General features: G+C 26.2%; 24 protein-coding genes. 16 read left to right on the top strand and 8 right to left on the bottom strand.

The window, feature by feature from the left end:
* Positions 1-157: 157 nt before the first annotated feature.
* Complete coding sequence (locus BHYOB78_RS00575) at positions 158-700, bottom strand: PIN domain-containing protein (RefSeq protein WP_020064763.1); 543 nt, start codon at positions 698-700, stop codon at positions 158-160.
* Positions 701-883: 183 nt separating this feature from the next.
* On the opposite strand from BHYOB78_RS00575, the gene BHYOB78_RS00570 reads away from it, so the two are divergent.
* Positions 884-2344, top strand: a complete 1461-nt coding sequence (locus tag BHYOB78_RS00570) for a polysaccharide biosynthesis protein (RefSeq protein WP_390891802.1) — start codon at positions 884-886, stop codon at positions 2342-2344.
* Between the two features lie 539 nt (positions 2345-2883).
* Here BHYOB78_RS00570 and lepA read toward each other — a convergent pair.
* Positions 2884-4695 carry a translation elongation factor 4 gene (gene lepA, locus BHYOB78_RS00565; RefSeq protein ID WP_012671408.1) on the bottom strand — a complete coding sequence of 604 codons (1812 nt, stop codon included), beginning with the start codon at positions 4693-4695 and terminating at the stop codon, positions 2884-2886.
* Positions 4696-4895: 200 nt separating this feature from the next.
* Between lepA and BHYOB78_RS00560 the strand changes: the two genes are divergently transcribed.
* The 5 genes from BHYOB78_RS00560 to BHYOB78_RS00540 all read left to right on the top strand — a co-directional run bounded on the left by BHYOB78_RS00560 (position 4896) and on the right by BHYOB78_RS00540 (position 8865).
* The gene (locus tag BHYOB78_RS00560; RefSeq protein ID WP_020064765.1) at positions 4896-5672 is read left to right on the top strand and encodes a basic amino acid ABC transporter substrate-binding protein; all 777 of its coding nucleotides are present in this window, start codon (positions 4896-4898) and stop codon (positions 5670-5672) included.
* Positions 5673-5787: 115 nt separating this feature from the next.
* Positions 5788-6552, top strand: a complete 765-nt coding sequence (locus tag BHYOB78_RS00555) for a transporter substrate-binding domain-containing protein (protein WP_012671406.1) — start codon at positions 5788-5790, stop codon at positions 6550-6552.
* Between the two features lie 151 nt (positions 6553-6703).
* A complete protein-coding gene (locus BHYOB78_RS00550) occupies positions 6704-7132 on the top strand; it encodes a PTS sugar transporter subunit IIA (protein WP_028331353.1) in 429 nt (142 codons plus the stop codon).
* A gap of 77 nt (positions 7133-7209) precedes the next feature.
* Positions 7210-7995 carry an MgtC/SapB family protein gene (locus BHYOB78_RS00545; RefSeq protein WP_012671404.1) on the top strand — a complete coding sequence of 262 codons (786 nt, stop codon included), beginning with the start codon at positions 7210-7212 and terminating at the stop codon, positions 7993-7995.
* A gap of 9 nt (positions 7996-8004) precedes the next feature.
* On the top strand, positions 8005-8865 hold the full coding sequence (locus BHYOB78_RS00540; protein ID WP_020064767.1) for a hypothetical protein: 861 nt from the start codon (positions 8005-8007) through the stop codon (positions 8863-8865).
* A gap of 254 nt (positions 8866-9119) precedes the next feature.
* On the opposite strand, the gene BHYOB78_RS00535 is transcribed toward BHYOB78_RS00540, so the two are convergent.
* Positions 9120-9512, bottom strand: coding sequence for a hypothetical protein (locus BHYOB78_RS00535; RefSeq protein WP_012671402.1), 393 nt, complete (start codon positions 9510-9512; stop codon positions 9120-9122).
* Positions 9513-9801: 289 nt separating this feature from the next.
* Between BHYOB78_RS00535 and BHYOB78_RS00530 the strand changes: the two genes are divergently transcribed.
* The 4 genes from BHYOB78_RS00530 (at position 9802) to BHYOB78_RS00515 (ending at position 15288) form a co-directional block, all read left to right on the top strand.
* Complete coding sequence (locus BHYOB78_RS00530) at positions 9802-12660, top strand: chromosome segregation SMC family protein (protein WP_012671401.1); 2859 nt, start codon at positions 9802-9804, stop codon at positions 12658-12660.
* Between the two features lie 490 nt (positions 12661-13150).
* Positions 13151-13387 carry an Imm17 family immunity protein gene (locus BHYOB78_RS00525; protein WP_020064768.1) on the top strand — a complete coding sequence of 79 codons (237 nt, stop codon included), beginning with the start codon at positions 13151-13153 and terminating at the stop codon, positions 13385-13387.
* Positions 13384-14085 carry a uracil-DNA glycosylase family protein gene (locus tag BHYOB78_RS00520; protein WP_012671399.1) on the top strand — a complete coding sequence of 234 codons (702 nt, stop codon included), beginning with the start codon at positions 13384-13386 and terminating at the stop codon, positions 14083-14085. Before BHYOB78_RS00525 ends, BHYOB78_RS00520 begins: the two co-directional genes overlap by 4 nt.
* A 96-nt stretch (positions 14086-14181) precedes the next feature.
* The gene (locus tag BHYOB78_RS00515) at positions 14182-15288 is read left to right on the top strand and encodes an ankyrin repeat domain-containing protein (RefSeq protein WP_020064769.1); all 1107 of its coding nucleotides are present in this window, start codon (positions 14182-14184) and stop codon (positions 15286-15288) included.
* 74 nt (positions 15289-15362) lie between these two features.
* Here BHYOB78_RS00515 and BHYOB78_RS00510 read toward each other — a convergent pair whose 3' ends face one another.
* Positions 15363-16034: a redox-sensing transcriptional repressor Rex gene (locus BHYOB78_RS00510; RefSeq protein WP_020064770.1), complete on the bottom strand. Its 672-nt coding sequence runs from the start codon at positions 16032-16034 to the stop codon at positions 15363-15365.
* Between the two features lie 262 nt (positions 16035-16296).
* On the opposite strand from BHYOB78_RS00510, the gene BHYOB78_RS00505 reads away from it, so the two are divergent.
* The gene (locus tag BHYOB78_RS00505) at positions 16297-17028 is read left to right on the top strand and encodes an NAD-dependent deacylase (RefSeq protein ID WP_012671396.1); all 732 of its coding nucleotides are present in this window, start codon (positions 16297-16299) and stop codon (positions 17026-17028) included.
* A gap of 54 nt (positions 17029-17082) precedes the next feature.
* On the opposite strand, the gene BHYOB78_RS00500 is transcribed toward BHYOB78_RS00505, so the two are convergent.
* The 3 genes from BHYOB78_RS00500 to eno form a co-directional block, all read right to left on the bottom strand.
* On the bottom strand, positions 17083-17556 hold the full coding sequence (locus BHYOB78_RS00500) for a bacteriohemerythrin (RefSeq protein ID WP_012671395.1): 474 nt from the start codon (positions 17554-17556) through the stop codon (positions 17083-17085).
* A gap of 11 nt (positions 17557-17567) precedes the next feature.
* On the bottom strand, positions 17568-18011 hold the full coding sequence (locus BHYOB78_RS00495; RefSeq protein WP_012671394.1) for a bacteriohemerythrin: 444 nt from the start codon (positions 18009-18011) through the stop codon (positions 17568-17570).
* A 435-nt stretch (positions 18012-18446) separates the two neighbouring features.
* Positions 18447-19742 carry a phosphopyruvate hydratase gene (gene eno, locus BHYOB78_RS00490; RefSeq protein ID WP_012671393.1) on the bottom strand — a complete coding sequence of 432 codons (1296 nt, stop codon included), beginning with the start codon at positions 19740-19742 and terminating at the stop codon, positions 18447-18449.
* Between the two features lie 167 nt (positions 19743-19909).
* Between eno and BHYOB78_RS00485 the strand changes: the two genes are divergently transcribed.
* The 4 genes from BHYOB78_RS00485 (at position 19910) to kdsB (ending at position 22158) form a co-directional block, all read left to right on the top strand.
* A complete protein-coding gene (locus BHYOB78_RS00485) occupies positions 19910-20350 on the top strand; it encodes a hypothetical protein (protein WP_020064771.1) in 441 nt (146 codons plus the stop codon).
* Positions 20351-20419: 69 nt separating this feature from the next.
* A complete protein-coding gene (locus BHYOB78_RS00480; protein WP_020064772.1) occupies positions 20420-20806 on the top strand; it encodes a hypothetical protein in 387 nt (128 codons plus the stop codon).
* Between the two features lie 55 nt (positions 20807-20861).
* Positions 20862-21347 carry a PTS sugar transporter subunit IIA gene (locus BHYOB78_RS00475; RefSeq protein WP_020064773.1) on the top strand — a complete coding sequence of 162 codons (486 nt, stop codon included), beginning with the start codon at positions 20862-20864 and terminating at the stop codon, positions 21345-21347.
* 40 nt (positions 21348-21387) lie between these two features.
* The gene (kdsB, locus tag BHYOB78_RS00470; protein WP_020064774.1) at positions 21388-22158 is read left to right on the top strand and encodes a 3-deoxy-manno-octulosonate cytidylyltransferase; all 771 of its coding nucleotides are present in this window, start codon (positions 21388-21390) and stop codon (positions 22156-22158) included.
* A 385-nt stretch (positions 22159-22543) separates the two neighbouring features.
* Here the strand turns inward: kdsB and gpmA are convergent, their stop codons facing one another.
* Complete coding sequence (gene gpmA, locus BHYOB78_RS00460; RefSeq protein ID WP_012671388.1) at positions 22544-23290, bottom strand: 2,3-diphosphoglycerate-dependent phosphoglycerate mutase; 747 nt, start codon at positions 23288-23290, stop codon at positions 22544-22546.
* A gap of 129 nt (positions 23291-23419) precedes the next feature.
* On the opposite strand from gpmA, the gene BHYOB78_RS00455 reads away from it, so the two are divergent.
* Complete coding sequence (locus BHYOB78_RS00455; protein ID WP_020064776.1) at positions 23420-24985, top strand: DUF6348 family protein; 1566 nt, start codon at positions 23420-23422, stop codon at positions 24983-24985.
* Positions 24986-25136 lie beyond the last annotated feature (151 nt).

The raw sequence follows: 25136 nt of genomic DNA, 5'->3' as shown, positions 1-25136 counted from the left end.
TATAATTTAAAATGAAATTAGAAAACATAAAGGGCGGGAATGTAAATAAAATTATATTTTTATAAACTTTTACTATAGACATGCACAAAATTACAGATTAATAAAATTAAAATATAATAAAGTTTGAAGAGTAATTATATATTCTTAATTATAATATTTATGATCTCCTAAACTCTGATAAGGATATACATCTAATATTTTGAGACTTTGCTTTATTTTTTAAATTATTATCTTCTGTTACTATAACAACATTTTTATTTGAAAATTTCATTGCCGTTGCAAGTATTTTATTATCATTATTTCTCATATCAAAATCTTTTGGTAAAACATGTTCGCTATATTTTTCTATACGAACATTTGATTTATTAATAGCTCTTATAGCATTACTTGCTTTTTGCGATCTATTTTTATCCAATTTTAATTTATCCAATTCTTCTAAAACAACAATAGGTACAATATAACTGCTATTTCTTTTTTGTATAGTAATTAAATTAGGATCATTCATTAAGGCATTAGTATCAAATACATATAATATACCAGATTGATTTTTTAATTCATCTACTACAACCTTAGAAGTCGTTATTATTTTACCTAAGACATTGGCTACCGTGCCTATATCAGAAAATAATTTTTTTACATCCACTTTATTTGTATTATTTTTATTATTGTTTCTGTTATAATTATTATTTGTTTTATGCATATATCATCCTAATTTTAGATGCACTAATTATAAAACAATTCTACAAAAAACATTTAATTTGTCAAACTTTTTTATAAAAATAAAATAAATATATAATTAAAAAGTAATTATCAAATCTTGTATACTTGTATAATAAAAAAAAAAATATATACTATAAACCTAATATGAATATATATACTTGGGATTGCATATATAATGAATAAAAAGAATATAGTTATAATAGGTGCTGGGAATGCAGGTGAAACTCTTGCATCTGAAATATTAACTTCTGATAACAATAACGAATATAATATACTTTGTTTTTTGGATGATGATGAAAATAAGAAACAAGTAAATATTGAAAATCACTCTATCGATGTAAAAGGCAAAGTTAAAGATATAGAAAAAACAATAGATTTTTATAAAAATCAAAATATTGAGATAGAAGAAATCATAATTGCAATACCAACATTAAAGCAAAAAGAACTTCTTGAAATATTAGATATTATATATCCTACAGGAATAAAATATAAAATACTTCCTTGCTTCTTTGAAATAATAAAAGGAAATGCCTCTATAAAAGATATTAGAAATATAGAGCCATCAGATTTGCTAGGACGTGAAGAGATTGGATTTGATGAAAAAGAAATATCTGCATACTATCAGGATAAAACAATACTAGTTACAGGAGGAGGAGGCTCTATAGGAAGCGAGCTTGTAAGACAATTGATTACATTGCCTGTAAAAAAAGTTATGGCTTTAGATAATTCTGAAAGTGCAATTCATTCCCTTATAATGTCTATAAATGACAGAAAAAACGAAAAAAACAAACATAAATTTACTTATATAATTTCAAATGTAAGAGATTACGTTAAAGTTGATAAAATATTAAAAGAAGAAAATCCGGATATAATTTTCCATGCAGCCGCTCATAAACATTTGCCTTTTATGGAAGCTTATCCTGAAGAGGCAATAAAAAATAATATACTAGCCACTGAAAATATAGCTACTCTTGCAATTAAAAATAATATTAAAAATTTTGTATTTATATCAACAGACAAAGCAGTTCGCCCTACTTCATTAATGGGAGCAAGCAAAAGAATATGCGAAAGAATGATAATGTCCTTATCTCATGAACAAAACAGTACTGCATTTAAAATAACAAGATTCGGTAATGTTTTAGGAAGCAGCGGAAGCGTTATACCTGTATTTGAAAAGCAGATTAGAGAAGGTAAACCATTAACTGTAACTCACCCTGAAATGGTAAGATTCTTTATGTCTATAAGAGAAGCTGCAAGACTAGTTATAAAGGCATGTACTTTAAATGACGGAATAATATTTACTTTGGATATGGGAAAGCCTGTAAAGATTTTAGACTTAGCTAAAAACATGCTTAAAATGTACGGACTAACAGAGAAAGATATTCCTATAATATTTACAGGGATCAGAGAAGGTGAAAAACTTTATGAAGAAATTTTAATGGACGATGAAACATTAATACCTTCGCAGTATAAAAAATTATTCATAGCAAAAGATCCTGTAAAATGCTTAACACCTGAGGAACGCAAAATAATGATTGATGCATTTGATATTGCCTCACTTGATGCCGACAAAGAAACAATAAAAATGCTTATGCGTAACTATATAGAAGAGTATACCGGATAATTTTTTTATTATTGTTAATTTATATATTAAATTTAAAATAACGCGGTAAATTTAATATGTAAGATATACAGAGTAATTTAAAAAAATAAATGGCGGTGTATGTTAATAAAATTTTGAACTTATTTTTATCAACTTTTACCGGACTTCGTCAAAGTTGCAAAAGCACATAATTAATACAGAAGTCATATAAAATAATTTTAATATTCTAGTTTTATTTAAATAAAAAATGTATCATATCATTTTTATTTTGTCTTTTTTGCAAATTAAGATATTAAATTTAAGAAGGCGGGGTATATAATTTAAGTTTTAAATCTTATTTACATACCCCACCCTTTATACTTTATAATTTATATTTGATATTTTTGTTTTTTATTCTCTTGTTGCTTAATTACAAATGTTAACGCCCACCCAAGATTTTTTTAAATTTATTGCCTACACACCGCACGCTAAGTAAAATTTCAAATATAATAGATATTTAAATTATAATCTAAACAATAAATAAAAGCGTATCTACCGTGCGTTAAAGAAATCTAATAAAATTATTTGGTATTGTCATCTGTTTTAAGTACGCTTATGAATGCATCCTGAGGTATCTCAACATTACCAATAGCCTTCATTCTCTTCTTACCCTCTTTCTGCTTTTCAAGAAGCTTTCTCTTTCTTGTGATGTCACCTCCATAACATTTGGCTGTAACATTCTTTCTTAATGCACTTATATTTTCACGCGCTATAATACGTCCGCCTATTGCAGCCTGTAACGGAATCTGGAACATATGCTTTGGAATAAGATGCTTTAATTTTTCTATGATTTGTCTGCCTCTAGTTTCAGCATTGCTTCTATGCGACATAAATGATAATGCATCCACTACTTCGCCATGAACAAGTATATCAATTTTTTCTATTTGGCTTTCTCTGAAATCTGAAAAATCATAATCGAATGAAGCATATCCTCTAGAAATAGATTTTAATTTATCATAGAAGTCGTAAACAACTTCTATCAAAGGCAAGTCGAATTTTATCTCTGCTCTTTTATCATCTAAATAAGTTAATGATGTTTGTGTTCCCCTTCTGTCTATACAAAGAGAAATGATGTTTCCTAAATAATCGGTTGGTACTATTATAAGAGCATTTATGAAAGGCTCATAACATTTTTCTATATACTGCCCAGAAGGAAAATCTGCAGGGTTATCAATTAATTTTTCTTCACCGTTTGTGAGTTTTAATTTTACTTCTACAGAAGGACTAGTTATTACAAGGTTAAGATTAAACTCTCTTTCAAGACGCTCTTGAACAATCTCTAAATGCAAAAGTCCTAAAAATCCGCATCTGTATCCAAACCCTAAAGCAATAGAACGCTCAGGCTCATAAACTAAAGAAGCATCATTCAATTTTAATTTTTCCAAAGCCTTTTGTAAGTTTGTATAATCCTCATCTTCTGCAGGGAAAATACCCGCAAATACCATAGGTAAAACTTCTTTATATCCTATCAAAGGTTCATCTGAAGGGTCTTCTTCAAGTGTGATAGTGTCCCCTATTTTTATATCAGATATGTTTTTAATGCCGGCAATGATATATCCTACTTCACCGCTTTTTAATCCATTAGCAGATTTAAGCCCAAGCAAAAGAGTTCCGCATTCTTCAACTTCATACTTAGCCTTAGTTTCCATTAGAAGAAGTTTATCATCTTTCTTTATAGACCCGTCAAATATTCTCACTATCATAACGGCACCGCGGAAAGGATCATAATAAGAATCGAATATCAAAGCTCTTGTTTTTTTATTAGTATTATCTTTAGGAGCAGGTATCATTTTTACAACAGCTTCAAGTATCTCATCTATACCTATATCATTTTTTGCACTTGCCAAAACTATATCATCTTTATTTACTCCAAACTCTTTTTCCATTTGCTCTTTACAAAGCTCGATATTGGCGGCAGGCAAATCTATTTTATTTATAACAGGTACAATCTCCAAATTATTTTCAAATGCAAGATAAAAATTAGAAATAGTTTGAGCCTCAACTCCTTGAGCAGCATCAACTACAAGTATAGCACCTTCGCAAGCAGCAAGAGAACGTGAAACTTCATAATTAAAGTCAACGTGTCCTGGTGTATCTATTAAATTAAGAGTATATACTTCTCCGTCTTTAGCCTGATATGATAATTTAACGGCCTGACTCTTTATAGTTATTCCTCTCTCTCTTTCTATATCCATAGAATCCAATATTTGTGCTTTCATCTCCCTGCTTGATACTGCTTTCGTATGTTCTATAATTCTGTCAGCTAATGTACTTTTTCCATGGTCAACATGTGCTATGATACAAAAATTCCTGATTTTTTCTGCGTATGACATTTATTAAAATATATCCTTATATTAAAAATTGATAAAATTATTCTTATTATTGATGATACATTATAATATAGTGATTATGTTTTTGCAAATATTTTTTATGTATATTTTTTTTACAATTCTATATAAAAAATATTGACTTTTTTCTATAAAATATTATTTTATAACTACAACATTTAATACTTAATAAATATACTTTTCAAATGAAAAACATTATTATTTTTATATTATTAATCTTTATTACTGCCTGTAATAATTCTTCAAATACAAATATATCTGAAAATACTAATGAAACAGATAGCATCACAAATAATATTTATTCCAACAAAACATTAAGAGTAGGAATATATCTTTATGATTATCCAATGCTTTATGTAAGTAATGATAATATAAATGGTTTTGATTATGATATAATAAATTCAATAGCCAATGAAGAAAATTTAAAACTAGAATTTGTACCGATTCAATTTTCAGAATTAATACCAGCATTACAGACAAATTATATAGACCTGATTATTGCCGGTATGAGCATAACAGAAGAGAGGAAACAGCTTGTAAATTTCTCCGATAAGTATTGCAGCTCCGGACAAGGTATTATACTAAATAAAGAAAATGATGAAATAAAAGTCAATGATGATTTAATAGGAAAAACTGTGGGAGTTATAAAGGGTACTATATCAGACAATATTATATCTGAAGTAGAAGGAGTTAATGTAGAAAGATTTGATGTTGCAAGCAGTGCTTTACTTTCATTAAAAGTAAATAAAATAGATGCTGTTATGCTCGATACAATTACTTGCGAAGACTATGTAAAATTTGATAATACTATAAAATTGGCTGAAAATATATCATTTAAGTTAATGGATTATGCAATAGCTGTGAGAAAAGATGATGATATTTTGCTTCAAACAATTAATAGAGGACTTCATGCTATAATGTCTAATGGTGTATATCAAAAATTAGTTGATAAACATTTATAATTATTGTTTTTAATGAAAATAAACTCTTGACTTTTTTATGTATACATATTAATTTATTATACAGAATCTTGAACTAAACAATATTTGATTTATAGAAAACAAATAGGAAACAAAAATGAAAAAAATCATATTAATTATTTTAATGATTTTATCATTATTAATATCATGTAAAAAAACTTCAGAAAATACTCCCATTAAAAATGAAATTTCCACAAATCAATATGTAAATGTTGGAATATACGTTTATGATTATCCATTCGGTTATTTATCAAATGGAAATATAGGCGGATTTGATTATGATTTAATGAATGAAATATCAAAAATATCCGGATCAAATATTAACTTCATTCCTATGCGTTTTGAAGAACTTATGCCGGCTTTAGAATCCAAAAAAATAGATGCTATTATAGCAGGAATGACAGTAACAGATGAAAGAAAACAATATCTTAACTTCTCTGATAAATATTATACATCAAGCCAGGCTGTTTTGGTAAAAACTGATAATGAATCAATACAAACAGAAGAAGATTTGATAGGCAAAAAAGTCGGTGTTATAAAAGGTACTGTTGCTGATACTATGATTTCTGCAAAAGAAGGAATAGATATAGAAAGATTTGATACAGGAAGCAGTATAATACTTTCATTAAAAGTAGGAAATGTTGATGCTGCTATATTTGACAAAGCAACTTGCGATCATTTTGTGATGTATGATAAAAGTATAAAACTTGCTGATCAAATAAAATATCCTGAGGAAGATTATGCTATAGCTTTTAGAAAAGAAGAAAATATATTTTTAAATGAAGTAAATAAGGCTTTATCACAAATAATGACTAATGGCTTATATAATAAATTAATAGAAAAGCATTTGGGCAGTAATTAAATATAACAAAATATCAACCCTATCTAAATTGTAAAATCAATATACAAAACTACTCTATTAAGCAAATTTTTTTTTCAAATTTAATTGAATAATAGAAAACAATTATTATATTATATATAAAGACAATAAAATGTGAATGGGGGGATTGATTATGAAACCTAATTTAATATTAATGAGTCATGGCAATTTAGCATCCACACTTATTGAATCGGCAAAAATGATCTTAGGCGATTTACCAGATAATGATTATGATGTAATACATTTGTATACAGATAATACTTTTGCACAAATAGAAAATCAATTAAAAACATTACTAGAAAAATATGAAGATAATCAAATCTTAATAATGACAGATATATATGGCGGAACTCCTTTTAATATAGCAAGCAGATTTTATAGAAAAAATGATAATATCTGCTTAATAAGCGGAATGAATTTAGATATGGTTATTGAATATTTTTCTTCAGACCTTTATTATAATACAAAAAAGTTTATAGATGAAATCATAAGTGTTTCAAAAGACTCTATAGCATTATATTCAAAAAATGAATCTGAAATATATGCTGACATAGATATATAAACTGTAATTATTAGTGTTTTTTTTCGATAATACTAATGTTCATATATATTATATATTTATTATTTGGATATTATTTTATGTTTATAGAATACATTAATCATGCATTAGGGGACTTTAGTATTTTAGAAATAACAACAAGAATATTAGTAGCATATATTATGGGTATATTTATAGGCTGGGAAAGAGAACAGCATAAAAAACCTATAGGAAGCAGAACTACAAGCATTGTTTGTATGGGAGCTGCTCTTCTATCTTGTTATGAAGATGTATTTGCACGTGCTGTAATATTGGAGAATGCAGAACTTATTAAATTAGGAACAGACGCTTTAAGTAAAGTACCTGATTATAATAGAATATCAGCTCAAATAGTTTCCGGAATTGGTTTTTTAGGTGCAGGAATGATTATACAAAACAGAGGTAAACTGCATGGTATAACAACTGCTGCTATAGTATGGGTTACTGCATGTATAGGAATAGTTATAGGTTCAGGACAATGGGTATTATCTACTATAGGATGTATATGTATATTTTTAAGCACTTCCATTTATAGATTTTTTATACCATATTATATATCTAATAAGAAAAGATCTATAGTATACTTAATCGAACATTCTTCTAAAATAGATTTTGAAACTGAATTAGGCGAATATGGAATAAGATTTATTAATTTAGAGATAGTTGGCTGGAAGGAAAGTAAGGAAAATAATGATAAAAATACTCCTAATATCATAAGCAAAATAAGAATATTCGTGCCGCAATTAGATTTTAAAAATATAGAAAATATTTTTAAAAGTTTAAATGTAAAACCTTTAAAAATGCTGCGTAATATGAGGGAAAAAATTGATTTTGACAGTATTGAATAAATAATTATTATGAATATAAGCGTATATATAGAAAATTTAAAAATAGAAAATTATTATTTAAAAGAAAAAGAAATAAAAATATCACCTATAACTATATTTTCAAAAAAAGATTTTAATTTAGTAAATTTGATTTGGTATATAAATAATTTCCGTTTTTTTGATTTCTATAAAATAAATGATTATGAATTATTATCAATAAGCAAAATAATAAGTGCTATAATGGAGAATTATAAATATAATGGAAGTATTGATAATGATACAATATTAGAATGCATTGATTTTCTAAACAACATATTAGAGTTTTCAAAAAAAGAAATAGTTTCTAAAATATTTAAAGAACATAGCAATACAGATATAGAAAAAATCTATTTAAAATTGAATTATGATGCTGAAATTAATATTAGTTCATACTTTGAATCGGATAATATAATAAATATTATTTTTATGTATAAACAAAAGAGTTTTTCTTCAAAAATATTTTTCAGCAGAAAGATTGATATTTTCTTTACGGTTATAGAAAATATATTTAAAATATTGATTAATAATAATATATTAAATACTTTATATATATCTGATTTTCAAAATATTGATTTAGTAAATGCTAATAAAAAAGATATGCCTGAAATGGATTTTATATTTAAATTAAATGAAATATCACAAAAAGAAAATATTCAAAATATAAATAATAAATTGGATTTAATAAAAACATTTATGAAGTATTACAATCATAATATTATAATAGAATATTTTGAAAATAAAGAACTATTAAATATTATTTCAAACAATATTAACAAAAGAAATTTTTTATTAGTATCTGATAATATGGAAAATTTGAATAATTTAATTTCCAATATCCAATCTAATAAATGAATTTTCATTTATTATTTAAATTACAGCTTAAAATAATCATAAAGTTAAAATTTATTCTGTGGCGGTGTAAAAGTAATAAATTTAAAAAAACTATTGGGTGGGCAGTTAAAAAATATAATTAAAATAAATAAAGAAAATACAAAGCAAAAATTACAAAATAATTTTTTAAAGACTAAAGTGTGGGATTTAAAATAAGTCAAAATAAAATACCTGACTAATAATTATAATCAAGCCATTTTTAATTAATTTATAATTTATTTTCTTTTCACGATATCAATAGTCTTAGAATCTGGAGCACCTTCTGCTATAATTGTAACTTGGCCATTATCAGCATCTGTAAATGTTATTTTTACTACTGCATTAGTATGAGTTTGAAATGTGTAAGTAACAGTATATGAACTTCCGCTTCCTTCTACTTTTTTATCAGTAGGACCTTGTTTTTCTATAGTTGGGAATGAAATGTTTCCATCAGCAGATATAGTCATAATCATATCAATATAGCCTTGATCACCTTTCTCATACCAATCACCTGCATATTTAGCAGCTGAATTTCCATCTACACCTGTTTTATCTTTATTAGAACAGCTTACAACTAAAATACCTACTAAAAATATAGTAAATAGAATATTAAATAGTTTTTGGCTCATATTATGTTCCTTTATAGATTCACAAAATATAAATATATTTTATAAATTTTTCTTATACACAAAATGATAAAATATTTAATTATTATGTCAATATTTAAAATAATTTTTTATTATAACAAAATTATCATAATCTTCATATTTACCATAAATTATACCGAAAATTATCAGGGATAATAATATTTAAAAACAAATAAATTTACAGTGTTTTTATATATTATTTATTTAATAATTGATTATTTTTCAATAGAATTGTATAATTAATAAATATATATTTAATACAGGAAAAGAGATGTACATAAAGAATCTTAATTTGCACGGATTCAAATCATTTGCCATAGAAACAAATATAGAGTTCAATGAAGGCGTTACTGTAGTGCTTGGTCCTAATGGAATAGGTAAAAGTAATATAGTAGAGGCTTTCCTATGGGTTATGGGCGAGCAGTCCGCAAGCAGATTAAGAATAGATAGTGCTAAAGGTCTTGAAAGTGTTATATTCCATGGTACAGATACTAGAAAACCATCATCATTGGCACAGGTAGCACTCACTTTAGATAATAAATCCAGATGGATAAAAAAATACGATATTGATGAAGTTATAGTTACACGTAAATACTATAGAAAAGGATTATCAGAATACTATATCAATGATGAACAGGTAAGATTAAAAGATATAGTTGATATGTTCTTGGATACAGGACTTGGTAAAAATGCATATTCTGTTATAAAGCAGGGTACTGTTTCTGAAATAGCAAAACAAAAACCTGAAGAGAGAAGAAGCATTATTGAAAATGCTGCAGGAATCAGTAAATATCTTGAAAGAAGAAGAGAAGCTGCTAAAAAACTAGAAGAGTCCGAAAGAAATCTTGATAATGTAAAAATAGAAATAAAAAACGCTGAAAAACATTATAAATCTTTAAAAGAACAGGCAGCAAGAACTGAAAAATATTATAATCTTAAAGATGAACAGAAAAAAATAAATATAAGTTTAAATGTTAATCAGGTAAAAAAATTAAAAATCACTTTAGAAGAACAGAACAAAAGCCTTGAAGAACATACAAATAAAAAATCAGAATTAGAAAAAGAACTTCAGGACTTAGATAAACAAAAACAGCAGGAACTTTTAAAATTTGAGGAAACAAGAACATTATCTATAGAGCTTGATAAACAGGTTTCTCTTATAATGACAGAGCTTACTCATATAGAGAAGATGTCTAATCAATTAAAGAATCAGCTTGATAATGCAGGTAAAGATAAAGAAGAAACTATCAATAGAAAAAATTCACTGTTAAAAAGAATAGAAGAAGATAAAAAGCAAATAGCTGAACTTGAAGAAGAAGTAAAAACCATAGCAGAAAATATAGAAAAATCTTTAAAAGAACAAGAAGCAGAAGAAACTAATATTGCAAATGAACAAAATAAAATAGCAAGCTTAAATGATCAAATATCCACTTTAACAAATGAAAATCAAAATGCCACATTAAAAATTGCAGATGCCAGAGAAAGACAATTAGAAGTTATAAATAAAATAATCACAGAAATAGATGAAAAGAAAAAAGATGTAATGGGCAACAGCTTTTATCAGAATATAGGAAAGCATGAAAGCGATATTGATATAGGATTTAATAATCTTCTAAATGCTATAAATATAAAGATGAACACCATAAAAGAATTCGAAGAAGATGGTGTATTATCTAATTTAAATGAACTTAGCTACAATTCATTATGCAGTTTTATTAGGAATTTAGGAGAGAGTTTAGATACAGAAAAAAAAGATGCATTATTTTTGCAAGGTATATTTAAAGAGTATACAAAAATAAAAGACCCTTTTGTTGATTTACTTTTCGACAAAGAAGGTACTTATATGCAAAAAGAAGCTATAGACAAAGAAATAGCCGATTTAGAAAATTTTATAAAAACTAATATAGAAAAAATTGAAGAAATAAATAATGAAATAAAAATAGCCACTGATAATATTAATAGAGGGAATTCTAATCTCACCACCCTAACAATAGAAAGAGCAAAATACGAAACCAATAAAAAAGCATCTGAAGACAGAAAAGAAATGATATTAAAAAGTATGAAGATGATAGAAGATGAATTTGCATCTCTTAATGATAAAATAAATAGATTGGAAGAAGAATATAAAAAACTTAATGAAGAATATAAAGAAAACTCTATAAACTATAAAGAATTAGAAAAGAAAAAATCAAAAACAGAAAGCGAATCAAGACATAAAGCAAATGAAATAAAAAAAGCAGAATCGGCATTATCTAATTTCGAAACTAGTTTAGCAAAAAGAGTAAAAAGACTTAATGAGATAAATGAAAATATAACAAGAGTTGGAGAGAGAATAAATCAAAGCAATGATAAAATAAAAGATATTTATAGTCATTTCTATGAAAATTATGCTCTTAACTTAAAAGACTTTGAAGAGAATACTCAAAACTTAATAGATGAAGAGTCTTATAAAAATAAACTCAATACTATTAATGAAAGAATAAAGAATCTTGGACATATAAATGAGATGGCGCTTGATGAATATCAGGAAGCTAAAAACAGATTCGAATTCCTTACAAAACAAAAAGAAGATTTGGAAAAATCAAAAGAAGAGATATTAAAAATAATAGCCGATGCCAATAAAAAAGCCGGTGAAGATTTCTTAAAAACATTCAATGAAATAAATAAAAAATTCTCAGAAACATTTAAAATATTATTCGGTGGAGGAAATGCCGGACTTAAAATACAAAATGAAGAAGATTTATTGAATAGTCCTATTGATATATTTGCTCAGCCTCCTGGAAAGAGAATGGAAAACATTGTATCATATTCAGGCGGTGAGCTTACTATGACAGGGCTTGCTTTAGTATTTGCGATATTCCTTTATCGTCCTAGTCCTTTCTGTATACTTGATGAGGTAGATGCTGCACTTGACGGAGCGAACATTATAAGATACAAAAACATGGTTAAAAACCTATCAGACAAAACTCAGTTCTTAATCATTACTCATGATGAAGTGTCTGCCACTATAGCTGATGCTTATTATGGAATAACTGCTGAAGAAAAAGGTGTTTCAAAAATATTCACTGTAAAAGTAGATAAAGACGGAAAAGTTAATGGCAGTGAAGAAAAGCTTGTAAATCAAGAATAATACACTACGCACGCAGAGTAAAACCAAAAATATAAGTTTATATACCATTCAAATTTCATCATATTAAAAAAATTATCTATATGTGCGTTGAAAAAAAATTTTTAAATCTAATAAACGCTTGGGCGGGTGCTATAAGTTATAATTCAAATTTAAAAAATAAATAAAGTTTATATTTTTATAAAAGTACAGAATCTAAAAGGGCGGGTAAGTGTAATTAAGTTTTAAAAATTTATTTTCATCCCCCACCCTCTAAGCTTTTTAATTTATCTTGAAATTTTAATTTTTTATTTCTTTATAATCTAATTAGAATTTTTTGGCTGCCCACCCAAGTTGTAATGCATTCACCGCACGCAGAATGTTATTATATATTTAAGTATATTTATTAATTACGATTATCATTATATATAAAACTTTACTTACCGTGCGTTATGGAAATTTAAAAATTTAAATAATTTTGCTTTTATAAATAAATATAATATAATTATAATATATGGAGAGTTTAATAAATTATATAAAAAGATTTCCCTATTTATTTGCAATATTAATAGGACTTCTATTTATTCTAGCAGCAATTTTTAAATGGAATTGGCTTTTAAACAATAATAGCTCAAATTTTATGATAAGCATATATGAAATGTTCGGTGAGATTGGAGTTAGAATACTTACTGGCATTTTAGGAGCTGTAATAATAATAAGCTCTATAATTATTTGGATAATAAGAAAATGAATATTGAAAAACATTTATTTGATGATATAAATTTCTTTCCTAATAAAATGAAAATTTTGATATTAGGTACTTTCCCTGTTCCATTATATTCTAATATAGAAAAGTTTGAAAAATTAAGTAAAGAAGAACAAAATAATGCTTGGTATTATTCAAGTAAAAGAAGCGAGTTTTGGAAAATAATTGCTGATAGTTTTGATATAGATTATAAAAACTCAAATGATTTTCTTTTTAATAAAACTAAGAAGAAAAAACTTTTTGAAGAAAATAAAATAGGTATAGCAGATGTGTTTTCAAAATGCAAAAGAAAAAATGAAAATAGTGCAAGAGACACTGATTTAATAATACTTGAATATAATAATATACTTAAGAATCTTATTACAGATGAAAATAATTATAAATATTTAAACCTTATAATATTTACAAGCCGTTTTACAGAAAATAACTTTTTTAAAATAATTAATGATATTAAATATAATATTGAAGAAAGCAAAGAAGTTTATGAATATTACAATAATGGAATAAATGAAAAATCTATAAGTATTGAAATAATCAATGCTTTAAAAGAAAGATATTTACATACCAATGCTTCAAGAAAGATTAAATTGGCTACTATAACACTAAAAATAAGTCCGATAAAAGGAGTAAGCTTATACTCTACAAAAAAAGAGCTTTATAAATATTATTTAAAAAATGAATAATATATAAAATAAATCATAAACCCATTAAAAATTAATATACCTTATTCCGAAATTTGATAATAGCAAAAATTCTATACTTATAAGGAAGAATTAAAAATGCGTTATTTAAGTTTTATTTTAATATTTTTAAATACTTTTTTTGTATTATTTGCACAAATGCCTAATACAGGAAGATTAGATCAGTTATTGGAATACGCCAATGCTGGAGATACAAACGGCATAAAAAGATTAATATCTCAAGGTCCCATTTCAACTTTTATAGACTTTGGAGATAATCAAGGTCATAATGCTCTAATTACAGCTGCTTCAAAAGGATATAAGGATATTGTACTTCTTCTTCTATCTCAAAATGCAAATGTTAATCTTACATGCATACATGGAAAAACAGCTTTAACTTATGCTGCTGATGCTGGATATGTTGATATAGTTTCTTACCTACTTGCTAAAAATGCTAATCCTAATATAAAAATAAATGGAGGCACAACAGCTCTGTTGCAAGCAGCAGGAAAAGGATATTACAGCATAGTAGAAATGATAGTTAATGCCAATGCCGATTTAAGAATTATGGGAACTTATAGAAGCGGAAATGAAGATGGTATAAATTATAATATGACTCCTTTAATGGTTGCTTCTTATAATAACCATGACTTGATAGTAAGATTATTATTAGATAAAGGAAGTGATATTAATTATATAAACGAATATGGTGCTAATGCTTTATTCTATGCTATAGCCAGAGGAAATAATGATATAGCAAGACTTCTTTTAGAAAGAGGTGCCGATGCTAATATAGTTGCATCTTATGGTCCTTATGGTAATATTACACCTCTTGCCTTAGCTTCTACATTAGGCTTAACAGATGTAATATCATCATTGCTTATAGGAAAATCTAATATAAACTTCAAAATGAGAGATGGAAGAACAGCTTTAATATGGGCAGCTATTTCAGGAAAAAGCGAGGCTGTTAATGCTCTTATTATGAATAAAGCTGATTTAAATATTGCTGACAATGATGGAAGAACTGCTTTGATGTTTGCTGCTGAAAATGGAGATTATGTTTCAGCAGAATATTTGATTAATGCAGGTGCTCATCTAAATACTTTAGATAAATTTAAAAAGACTGCTTTAATGTATGCTATGGAAAATGGCAATACAGAAGTTGTTGATTTACTTACAAGAGCAAGTCTAACTTATAATAAATAATGCATTAATAATATATATGTAATAAAAAAATAGGGGCTGTTTTATAACAGTCCCTATTTTTTATTTTATAACTACTATATATTATTTTTATCAGATTTTTCTTTATTTTTCTTGCTTGAAGAAGAACTTGTATCTTTCACATCATTTATAAAATAGAATAAAGATTCAATCTCATCAGCTATATTAACATCATTTATTATACAATCAGGTCTTTCTAAAAGTTTTATAGGAGCAAAATTCAAAACTCCTTTTATGCCAGCATTACATATAACATCAAACATTCTTTGAGCTTCTAAATCAGGAACAGTTAATATTGCTATTTCTATTTTATTATTAATTATAAAATCTTTTAATTCTTCTATAGGAAGTATTGGTGTAGATGCATTTCTATCTATTTTTTCAGGATTATGATCGAATGCTGCAACTATTTTTATAGATTCGCTTTCAAATCCTCTGTAATTAATCAATGCTTTTCCTATTTTACCGTATCCAACTAATATAATATTATGTGAAATTTGTTTTCCTAATATACTATCTATTTGCTCTAACAAATCATCTATATTGTATCCGCCCTTCTTATTTCCAGAGATATTAAACAAAGAAAAGTCTTTTCTTACCTGAACTGAAGTGATACCTATTGCATCCCCCAAATTATTGGAATATGCTTTTATAAATCCGAAACTCTTCATGCGTCTTAAAGCATTCTTATATTTTAATAAACGCATAATTTGTGTTCTGCTAATCATAATATATATCCTTAAATTTTTTCTTCTAGTTTACTATTCAGTAATATGTTATATTATAACATATTAAAGTTATCTGTCAATAAAAATATTATCATAAAATGTTTATTTTATGAGAAATTATATATGAATTAAAGAACATTAATAAGATTTTTTATATTATTCTTATTTTTTAAAAACAATTAATAATGTATAATTTTATTTTTAAGTATTTATTTTTTATTTTGCTGGAAAAAAATTCATTATTATTATATAATAAATCATTATGATAGACTACAAATTAATAGCAAAAACAATAAAAGAATCAAGATATGCTGTATCTTTTACAGGTGCGGGCATAAGCGTAGAAAGCGGTGTACCTCCTTTCAGAGGTGAAAATGGGCTTTGGGAAAAACATGGAAGTCAGTTCGCTGAAATTTCATATTTTGTAAAGCATCAAAAAGAATCTTGGAAATCTTTGAAAAAAGTTTTTTATGATCCTATAACAGATGTAAAACCTAACAAAGCTCATATAGTACTAGCAAATTTAGAAAAGATGGGGATTATGAGAAGTGTAATCACACAAAACATTGATAATCTTCATCAGGAAGCCGGAAGTAAAATAGTATATGAACTTCATGGAACAGCTCAATATGCAGTATGCATGAAATGTAAAACAAGATATAAAATAACTAAAGAGATTCTTGCTATGGATCCGCCTTCATGTGAGAAATGCGGAGCTACTTTGAAACCTGATTTTGTATTTTTTGGAGAACAGCTTCCTGCAATAGATTTCAATTCTTCTATAGAAGATGCACAGAGAAGTGATTTATTTATTATCGTAGGCACTGGAGGAGAAGTAATGCCTGCAGCACAAATTCCTCATATAGCCAAAAAAGCAGGTGCTAAAATTATAGAAATTAATCCTGCACCTTCTAATTTTACAAATTATATAGTTGATATTTATATTCAGGAAAAAGCTGGAAAAGCTTTCGCAGAAATAGAAAAATATTTATAAATAAAAAACAAATAAAGCCTTATAATTAAACTATAAGGCTTTATTTATTAATAATTAATTTATTTCTTCCTCATACATTTTACTCAATGTAGATTTAACTTCAGATATAAATTTTTTATCCTCAAGCACTATATGATTTAATAGCCAGTCTTTCAAAAAAGTAATAAAATCTTTAATTACTAAATCATCGCCTTTCTCATATCTATCAACTTCATCTACTATTTTTAGAGAAAAAGCTCTATGTTTAGAAATATGATCTTTAGCCGAAGAATAATTTATAGCATTCATTATCTTTTCTTCATAAGAGAAGTGATAAGTAGCATAATCTATAGTTCTTTTTATAATTTCTTTAAATGATTTTTGAACCTCTTCATCGGATATATCACCTTTGACCCCTGTTTCATATAGATCATTTATGATATTTACCAATTCTTTATGCTGATTATCTATTCTTTTATAACCAGTTTTGAATCTCTCCTCCCATTTAATCCAACCTTTTTTTACAATAACTTCTGCTATTTCTTCCATAATAAAGCTCCTTATTCTTCTTTAGAAAGCTTTTCTAATGCTTCCTTAACTTCTTTTATAAATTTTTTATCTGTAACTAAAATATGATTTAAAAACCAATCTTTTAGATACTGGACTAGATTATTGATAGCATCTAAAGAGCCATTTTCATAAGATTTAACATAATTGTAAATTGTATTCGTAAATTCTTTATGATATGAAGAATGTTCTATTATTTTATTGTATTTAATAGCATGCATTATTTTCTCTTCATAGGAAAAATGGTATGCTACATAATCTACAGTTTTTTTTAAAGCTTTTTTAAACTCAGCTTTAAGAGATTCATCTTCTGAATCTTTATTATCCATACAATCATGTAAATCATTAATTATTTCTATTAATTCTAAATGCTGATCATCTATTCTTTTATATCCTACCTTATACTTATCTTCCCATACTATGTATTTATTGCTCATAATTATTCCTTAAATATAAAAAAGACAATTATGTTTAATATCGTAATATATATACTATTTAATTATATAAATATTTTGATATTTTTAAAGATAAAAATTAAATTTATTAAAAATTTCACTTTTTGTTAGAAGAATCAAACAATTAAAACTAATATATATATTTTTTTATTATTATACTTACAAATAAATTATATATAAATCTCATAAGTAATTAATATTTGTGCATATCAATTTATTATTATTATTGCTATGCTCATGACGAAGTCCACCTTTGGTGCCGCCATTAATAAGCTAGTGAGCAAACTTACTAGCTGGCTCCGACTCGCTTTTTTATTCTTGGCAATAAATTACATAAAAAAGCTGATAACTTCTTTGTGTCAGTTATCAGCTCTAGTTATAGATTTAAATCTAAGTTATTAGTTAATTTTAATTATATTATTTTATAACATTATAGAATGCTTTTTTACCTAAGTAAACAGCTCTGTTACCTAATTCTTCTTCGATTCTTAATAATTGATTGTATTTTGCAATCCTATCACTTCTTGAAGCAGAACCTGTTTTGATTTGACCAGCATTAGTAGCTACAACTATATCAGCAATAGTAGCATCTTCAGTTTCACCAGATCTGTGAGAAACTACAGCAGTATAGTTATGAGTTTTAGCAAGTTCAATAGAATCTAAAGTTTCAGTTAAAGAACCGATTTGGTTAACTTTGATAAGAATAGAGTTAGCAACATTTTTGTCTAATCCCATTTGAAGTCTTTTTACATTAGTAACGAACAAGTCATCACCTACTAATTGAACTTTTTTACCTAATTTTTGAGTAAGTAAAGCCCAACCTTCCCAATCGTCTTCAGCAACACCGTCTTCTATTGATATAATAGGGTATTTGCTGCATAAATCAGCATAGAAATCAACCATTTCAGCAGGAGTTAATTCTCTGTTATCAGATTTATGGAATACATATTTTTTCTTATCTTTGTTATAGAATTCGCTTGAAGCAGGGTCCATAGCGATCATTATATCATCACCAGGTTTGTATCCAGCTTTTTCTATAGCTTGCATAATTACTTGAAGTGGTTCTTCATTATCTTTAAGAGTTGGAGCGAATCCACCTTCATCACCAACAGTAGTGCTTAATCCTCTGTCATGAAGTATAGCTTTTAAGTTATGGAATACTTCAGCTACATAACGTATACCTTCTTTGAAAGTAGGAGCACCAACTGGCATAACCATATATTCTTGGAAGTCTATTGGAGCTGATGAGTGAGCACCGCCGTTTAATATATTAGCCATAGGTACTGGTAAAGTTTTAGCATTAGTACCGCCGATATATCTGTATAATGGCATACCTAATTCTTCAGCAGCTGCTTTTGCTACAGCAAGTGATACACCAAGTATAGCATTAGCACCTAATTTTCCTTTATTTTCAGTTCCGTCAAGTTCTATCATAGTTCTGTCGATTTCAACTTGATCTAAAGCATCCATATCAATAAGTTCATTACAAATAATTTCATTAACGTTTTCAACAGCTTTTTGAACGCCTTTTCCTAAATATCTTGATTTATCTCCGTCTCTTAATTCTACTGCCTCATGTTCTCCTGTAGAAGCTCCAGATGGTACAGCTGCTCTTCCCATAACACCGCTATCAAGCCATACATCTACTTCTACTGTAGGGTTTCCTCTTGAATCTAATATTTCTCTAGCTACTATATTATCTATTAAAGACATATTAAAACTCCTTATAAATTATAATTGTATATATAATATAACATAAAATATAAATTTCAAGTGAAAAAAATGAACATATAAAAAATATACATATTGAAACTATTATAAAACCACTTTATATTATTTTTTATAATTTTATCTGTTTTATATTTTAGGAGTGTACTATTATGAAAAGAATTGGTTTGATTTTATTATTTACACTAATATTTTTAGCAGGCTGCAATATGTATGTCAGCGATAAAGTAAGTATTTTGATGTTTGATGAAGATACTAAAGGAAACAGACTAACAAATGAAACTTTAAATTTTATTTTGGTTAAAAGAGAAGATACTAACAGTTTCAATAAATTAACATATATTTCAGGTACTATTAATAATAAAAGCGGAAATCAGATTATAAAAACCATAGAAGAAGCTAAATATATAGAAGATATAAAAAATACTAATGATGTTAAAGATTTGAAATTTGATAATACTAAAATGAATATTAATTATAGTAAAGATAAAATAATATTCACAGATATTGATGGTGAAAAATACACACTTCCATTAAATAATTCTGAAAATACTTGGTTTTATAAACTATTAAATAACAGTACAAATTTATAATAATTTTATACTAAATTATAAGTTGACATATTACAAAAAAAATGTAATATTATAATGAGGATTTATATTATGCCAAAATATCTTTTACCCCAAGACGAACTTTCAAGGGCATCTGATTGGATAAGCAATTTTTTGATGCGTGAAGGCTATCATGCTGATTACACTATAGAAAGTTTATCTGAAATAGATAAATTTTTTAAAGAAAAAATGAATTTAGTCTTGGAAAGAGATGATAATAGAAATTTTATATTTTCTATAAGTGCTTATATAGGTGAAGTTATAAGGAAAAAATTTAATGGTCATTGGGAATTGTCCAGAGATATAGATTTAGATGATGAAACTATAGGAATTGGTTTCAAAAATCATAAAACTATATATCCGCTTAATATCACATTAGAACTAATACAAAAAAAATATACTATGAAAGAATATTTAAAAGATAATTTTGGAATTTAATATTAATTTTTTATATTAAATTATTATATTATATATATAATGAAGGTTAAACTATATGATTTCATTAAATGATGTTGAAAAATATATAAATAATTCTTATGTTATTTTAGATTTAAAAGCAGACAATAAAGATGAAGCTATTAGTGAAATGTTAATATATTCAGAAGCTAATGGACTTAGAATAAATATAACTCAAATAATTGAATCTATGTACAAAAAAGAAGATATCATAAGCAGCGGATTGGGATACGGAGTAGCTTTTCCGCATGTAAGAACAAATCAAGTTGAAGATAATGATATAATATTTGCTATATCAAAAAAAGGATTAAACTATTCTGCTCTTGATAAGAAACCCGTTCATTTACTTACCATGTTTTTAACTAATAAAAATAGTAATGAAAAATATTTAGGACTTCTTTCTTTATTTACAAAGATTTCAAGAATGAGTATGTATCCTGTTGTATTATTAGAATCAAAAACAATAGAAGAATTTAAAGGAAAATTAATAGATATATCCAGAGAAATGCTAGGAACAAAATAAAAATTAATAAAATAATTTAAATATTATTGGAGTAAATAAAATGCCTAAAATAACAGCAATAATACCAGCCAGATATGAATCTACTAGATTTCCAAAAAAATTAGTTTATGAATTATTAGGAAAACCTATAATAATAGCAGTTTATGATAATGTTAAAGCTACTAAAAAAATAGATGACTGTATTGTTGCAACCGACTCTAAAGAAATAATGGATATATGCGAAAAAAATAATGCTAAGGCAGTAATGACTTCATCAGAACATACTTCAGGAACTTCAAGAATCATCGAAGTTGCTAAAAAAATTGAAAGCGATATTATTATAAATGTGCAAGGTGATGAACCTTTAATAGATGAATCTGTACTTAATCCGTTAATAGATGCTTTCGATGATGAAAATGTTGATATTGCCACTCTAAAAACAAAAATAGATGGTGATAGTCCTTTAATAAAAGATGAGAATGCTGTTAAAGTTGTTACTGATATAAATAATTATGCAATGTATTTTTCAAGAGCTACAATACCTCATAAAAGATTCGATCAGAATATAAGTGCTGAATACTATAAACATATAGGTGTTTATGCTTTTAGAAAAGATATTCTATTAAAAATAGAAAAATTAGAAGAATGCCGATATGAACTAATAGAAAAACTTGAACAATTAAGATGGTTGTATAATGGCATGAAAATAAAAGTTTTAGAGACAAAAAAATTCCTTCATGGTATAGATACAAGAGAAGATTTAGAATTCGTACAAAATTATTTAAGAAACTTTGCACAAAGTGAATTAAATAATGAAAATTTATATAAGTAATTACAAAAAATGTCATCATTAAAATGTATTATTCCTGAATACTACTTACTTTAAGGATTTAATATGCTTAAAATTATTTTTATAGCATCAGCTGTAAGTTTATTTTTATTTACAGACTTTGAAAAAATTTTTATTGTTATATTGGATACAGTCTTTGAACTTATTAAGAGTGTATTCATTATTATATTTTTAATTAAAAGATTTTTAGTAACAAATATTAGCCGATTCTTATATGATATTTTTATTGAGCCTATAATTTATATATTTGGTTTTCTAAATAAAAAGAACAATTAAAACTAAATATACAATTTAATAAAAAAGGAAGTCTTTTATTATTTAAAGACTTCCTTTTATTTTTTACTAAATAAAAAACTATATATTTTTATTATTTTTTCTTACCTTGATTTGCTACTGCTTCCATAGCTTTTTTAACAGCCTCAGGATCTCCTAAATACTGTTTATTAACTGCTTTGAAATTATCATCAAGCTCATAAACTAAAGGCATTCCTGTAGGTATATTAAGCTCAGTAATATCAGCATCAGAAATATTATCTAAATATTTTACTAAAGCTCTTAAGCTGTTACCATGAGCAGCAATGATTATTTTTTTACCTGCTTTAATATCTGGAAGTATAACATTTTCCCAGAAAGGCACTACTCTTGCAACTGTATCTTTTAAACATTCAGTAAGAGGAAGTTCTTTTTCTGATAAGTTTTTATAGCGTGGATCATGTCCAGGATATCTCTCATCAGATTTTTCTAATGCTGGAGGAGGAGTATCATAACTTCTTCTCCAAATTTTTACTTGATCTTCACCGTATTTTTCAGCTGTTTGTGATTTGTTTAATCCCTGTAAAGCTCCGTAATGTCTTTCATTTAACTGCCAGCATTTGTCTACAGGTATCCATAAAAGTCCCATTTCTTCTAATACTAAATTTAAAGTTTTGATAGCACGAGTTAGTGTAGAAGTGTATGCTTTATCGAAAGTAAATCCTGCTTTTTTTAATTCTGCTCCGCCTGCTTTAGCTTCTTCTATTCCTTTTTCTGATAATGTAACATCTGCCCAGCCTGTAAACAGATTTTCTTTGTTCCAAACACTCTCACCATGACGAATTAAAACAACTTTTGTCATCTTTATAACTCCTTATAATGATATTAAGTTCTATTATATACTAAAATCATAAAAAAGTTAAATAAAAATATATTGTTTTATTATTATAAATATATTATATTTTACAAATAATAAATAAGGATTTTATGCATGAATAATGAAGAATTAGATTTACAATTTCATAAATTATATGAGGAAGGAAATCATAAAGGTATTATTGAATTAATACTTTCATTACCTAAAGAACGATTAAATGATGATATTAAAGGTCAGCTTGCAGTGGCCTATAATAATACTGCAGAATTTGATTTAGCTATAGAAACATTAAATTCCTTATCTGAAGAAACTAAAAGCCATCATACTTGGTTTTATAAAATTGCTTATGCATATTCAGGAAAATCTGATATGAGCAATGCCAATTTAAATATAGACAGAGCATTATATACATTAGAAATGAACAAATCTTTAATAAGCAATGAAGAATATGAGTACTTCAACAATTTATATAATAATTTAAAAGAATATATACAAGGCGGAAGTATGCATTATGAAGCTAATTCCGTTAATATTGATGATCCTGATTCTATCATAAAGGATGTATCATCTATTTTATCAAATGATATAGATAATGAAATAATAGAAGGAAGCATTGTAATAAAAAAATGGAATATATTTATAAATGCTTATTCTGATACTATAACAGATAAAAGTGCCGTTATAAACTATTATATATCCAGTCCTGATTGGGATAGAGATATATTTGAATGCTGTGCCAGTGCAGGAAAAGATGCCAATACTTCTGTAGGGCTTTCAAATGGAAGTTTTATATTCGGAATAATGACAGGCATAAAAGCTATGAATGAAAACAGAATACTTGATGAAGTAGAAACTGAATTTGCTGGTAAAAAACATAAATGGAAAGTTTATACAAGTAATTTAGTTAATATGGGCGGCGATAATGGAAAGCCTAAAAATGTTAATATTTATTGGGACATGTTCAAAGATGATATTTTAAAAAGAATAGGAAATCAAAAAATATGCTACATTAAAATATATGGAGCTAAGGCTGGTAATGATTATTCTATAGGAGAGCTTAGAATCAATGATGTTAATATACCAGTGCTTGCCGACAAAATGAATGAATATGTTAAAACTTGGAATGAAACAGATTTTTCATCAGACAAGCAGTTTTTCTTTTTAGTACAGGACAATGAAACATATACTCCTTATCCATTCAGTAATGATGAGATTTTAAAATTTATTAGAGAATATTCAAATATAGTTTTAAATTTAAAAGAGTCCGAAGAAGCTTATGATAAATTAGGAAATTTAGCAGAAGAGCTTACAAAGGATTATAGTCTCGCAAGTGATTTATTTTTATTCTTACCTGAAATATGTGCTGATAATGAATTTTATAATGAGCTTCATTCCGGAGAGATTGTTAATTTCAATTTTCAATCATCTCAAAAAAATTGTTCCGTATACAAAACTCAGCTTTATACATATCATTTAATCAATAATTATCTCTTTGAACTTTTTAGAGAAGGGGCATTTAACGGCAAGGAAAATGATATATATTTAAGATTTATAAATATGAGTGCAGGATACAATATATATTCTCAGATTAAAGCTGACTATGAAAAGAAAAATCAAAAGTTAGAAAATTTTGAAATAAATTTAGGTTTTAATGTAGATGATGATTATGAGATTAGATAACGCACGGTGAGTAAATCAGCAAATATAATAAAAACTATATTTAAGTGAAAATAATATTTTTTAATTTTGTTTATCGTGCGGTGAATGCAATTATAAAGTTAAATAAAACTTGGGCGGGTGCTAAAATTTCTTTTTAAACAATAAAAAAGAT

Origin of the sequence: Brachyspira hyodysenteriae ATCC 27164, assembly GCF_001676785.2 — a bacterium.
GTDB classification, from domain to species: Bacteria; Spirochaetota; Brachyspiria; order Brachyspirales; family Brachyspiraceae; genus Brachyspira; species Brachyspira hyodysenteriae.
Note: the sequence above shows the minus strand (reverse complement) of the source record. Positions and strands in the feature narration are given on the sequence as shown.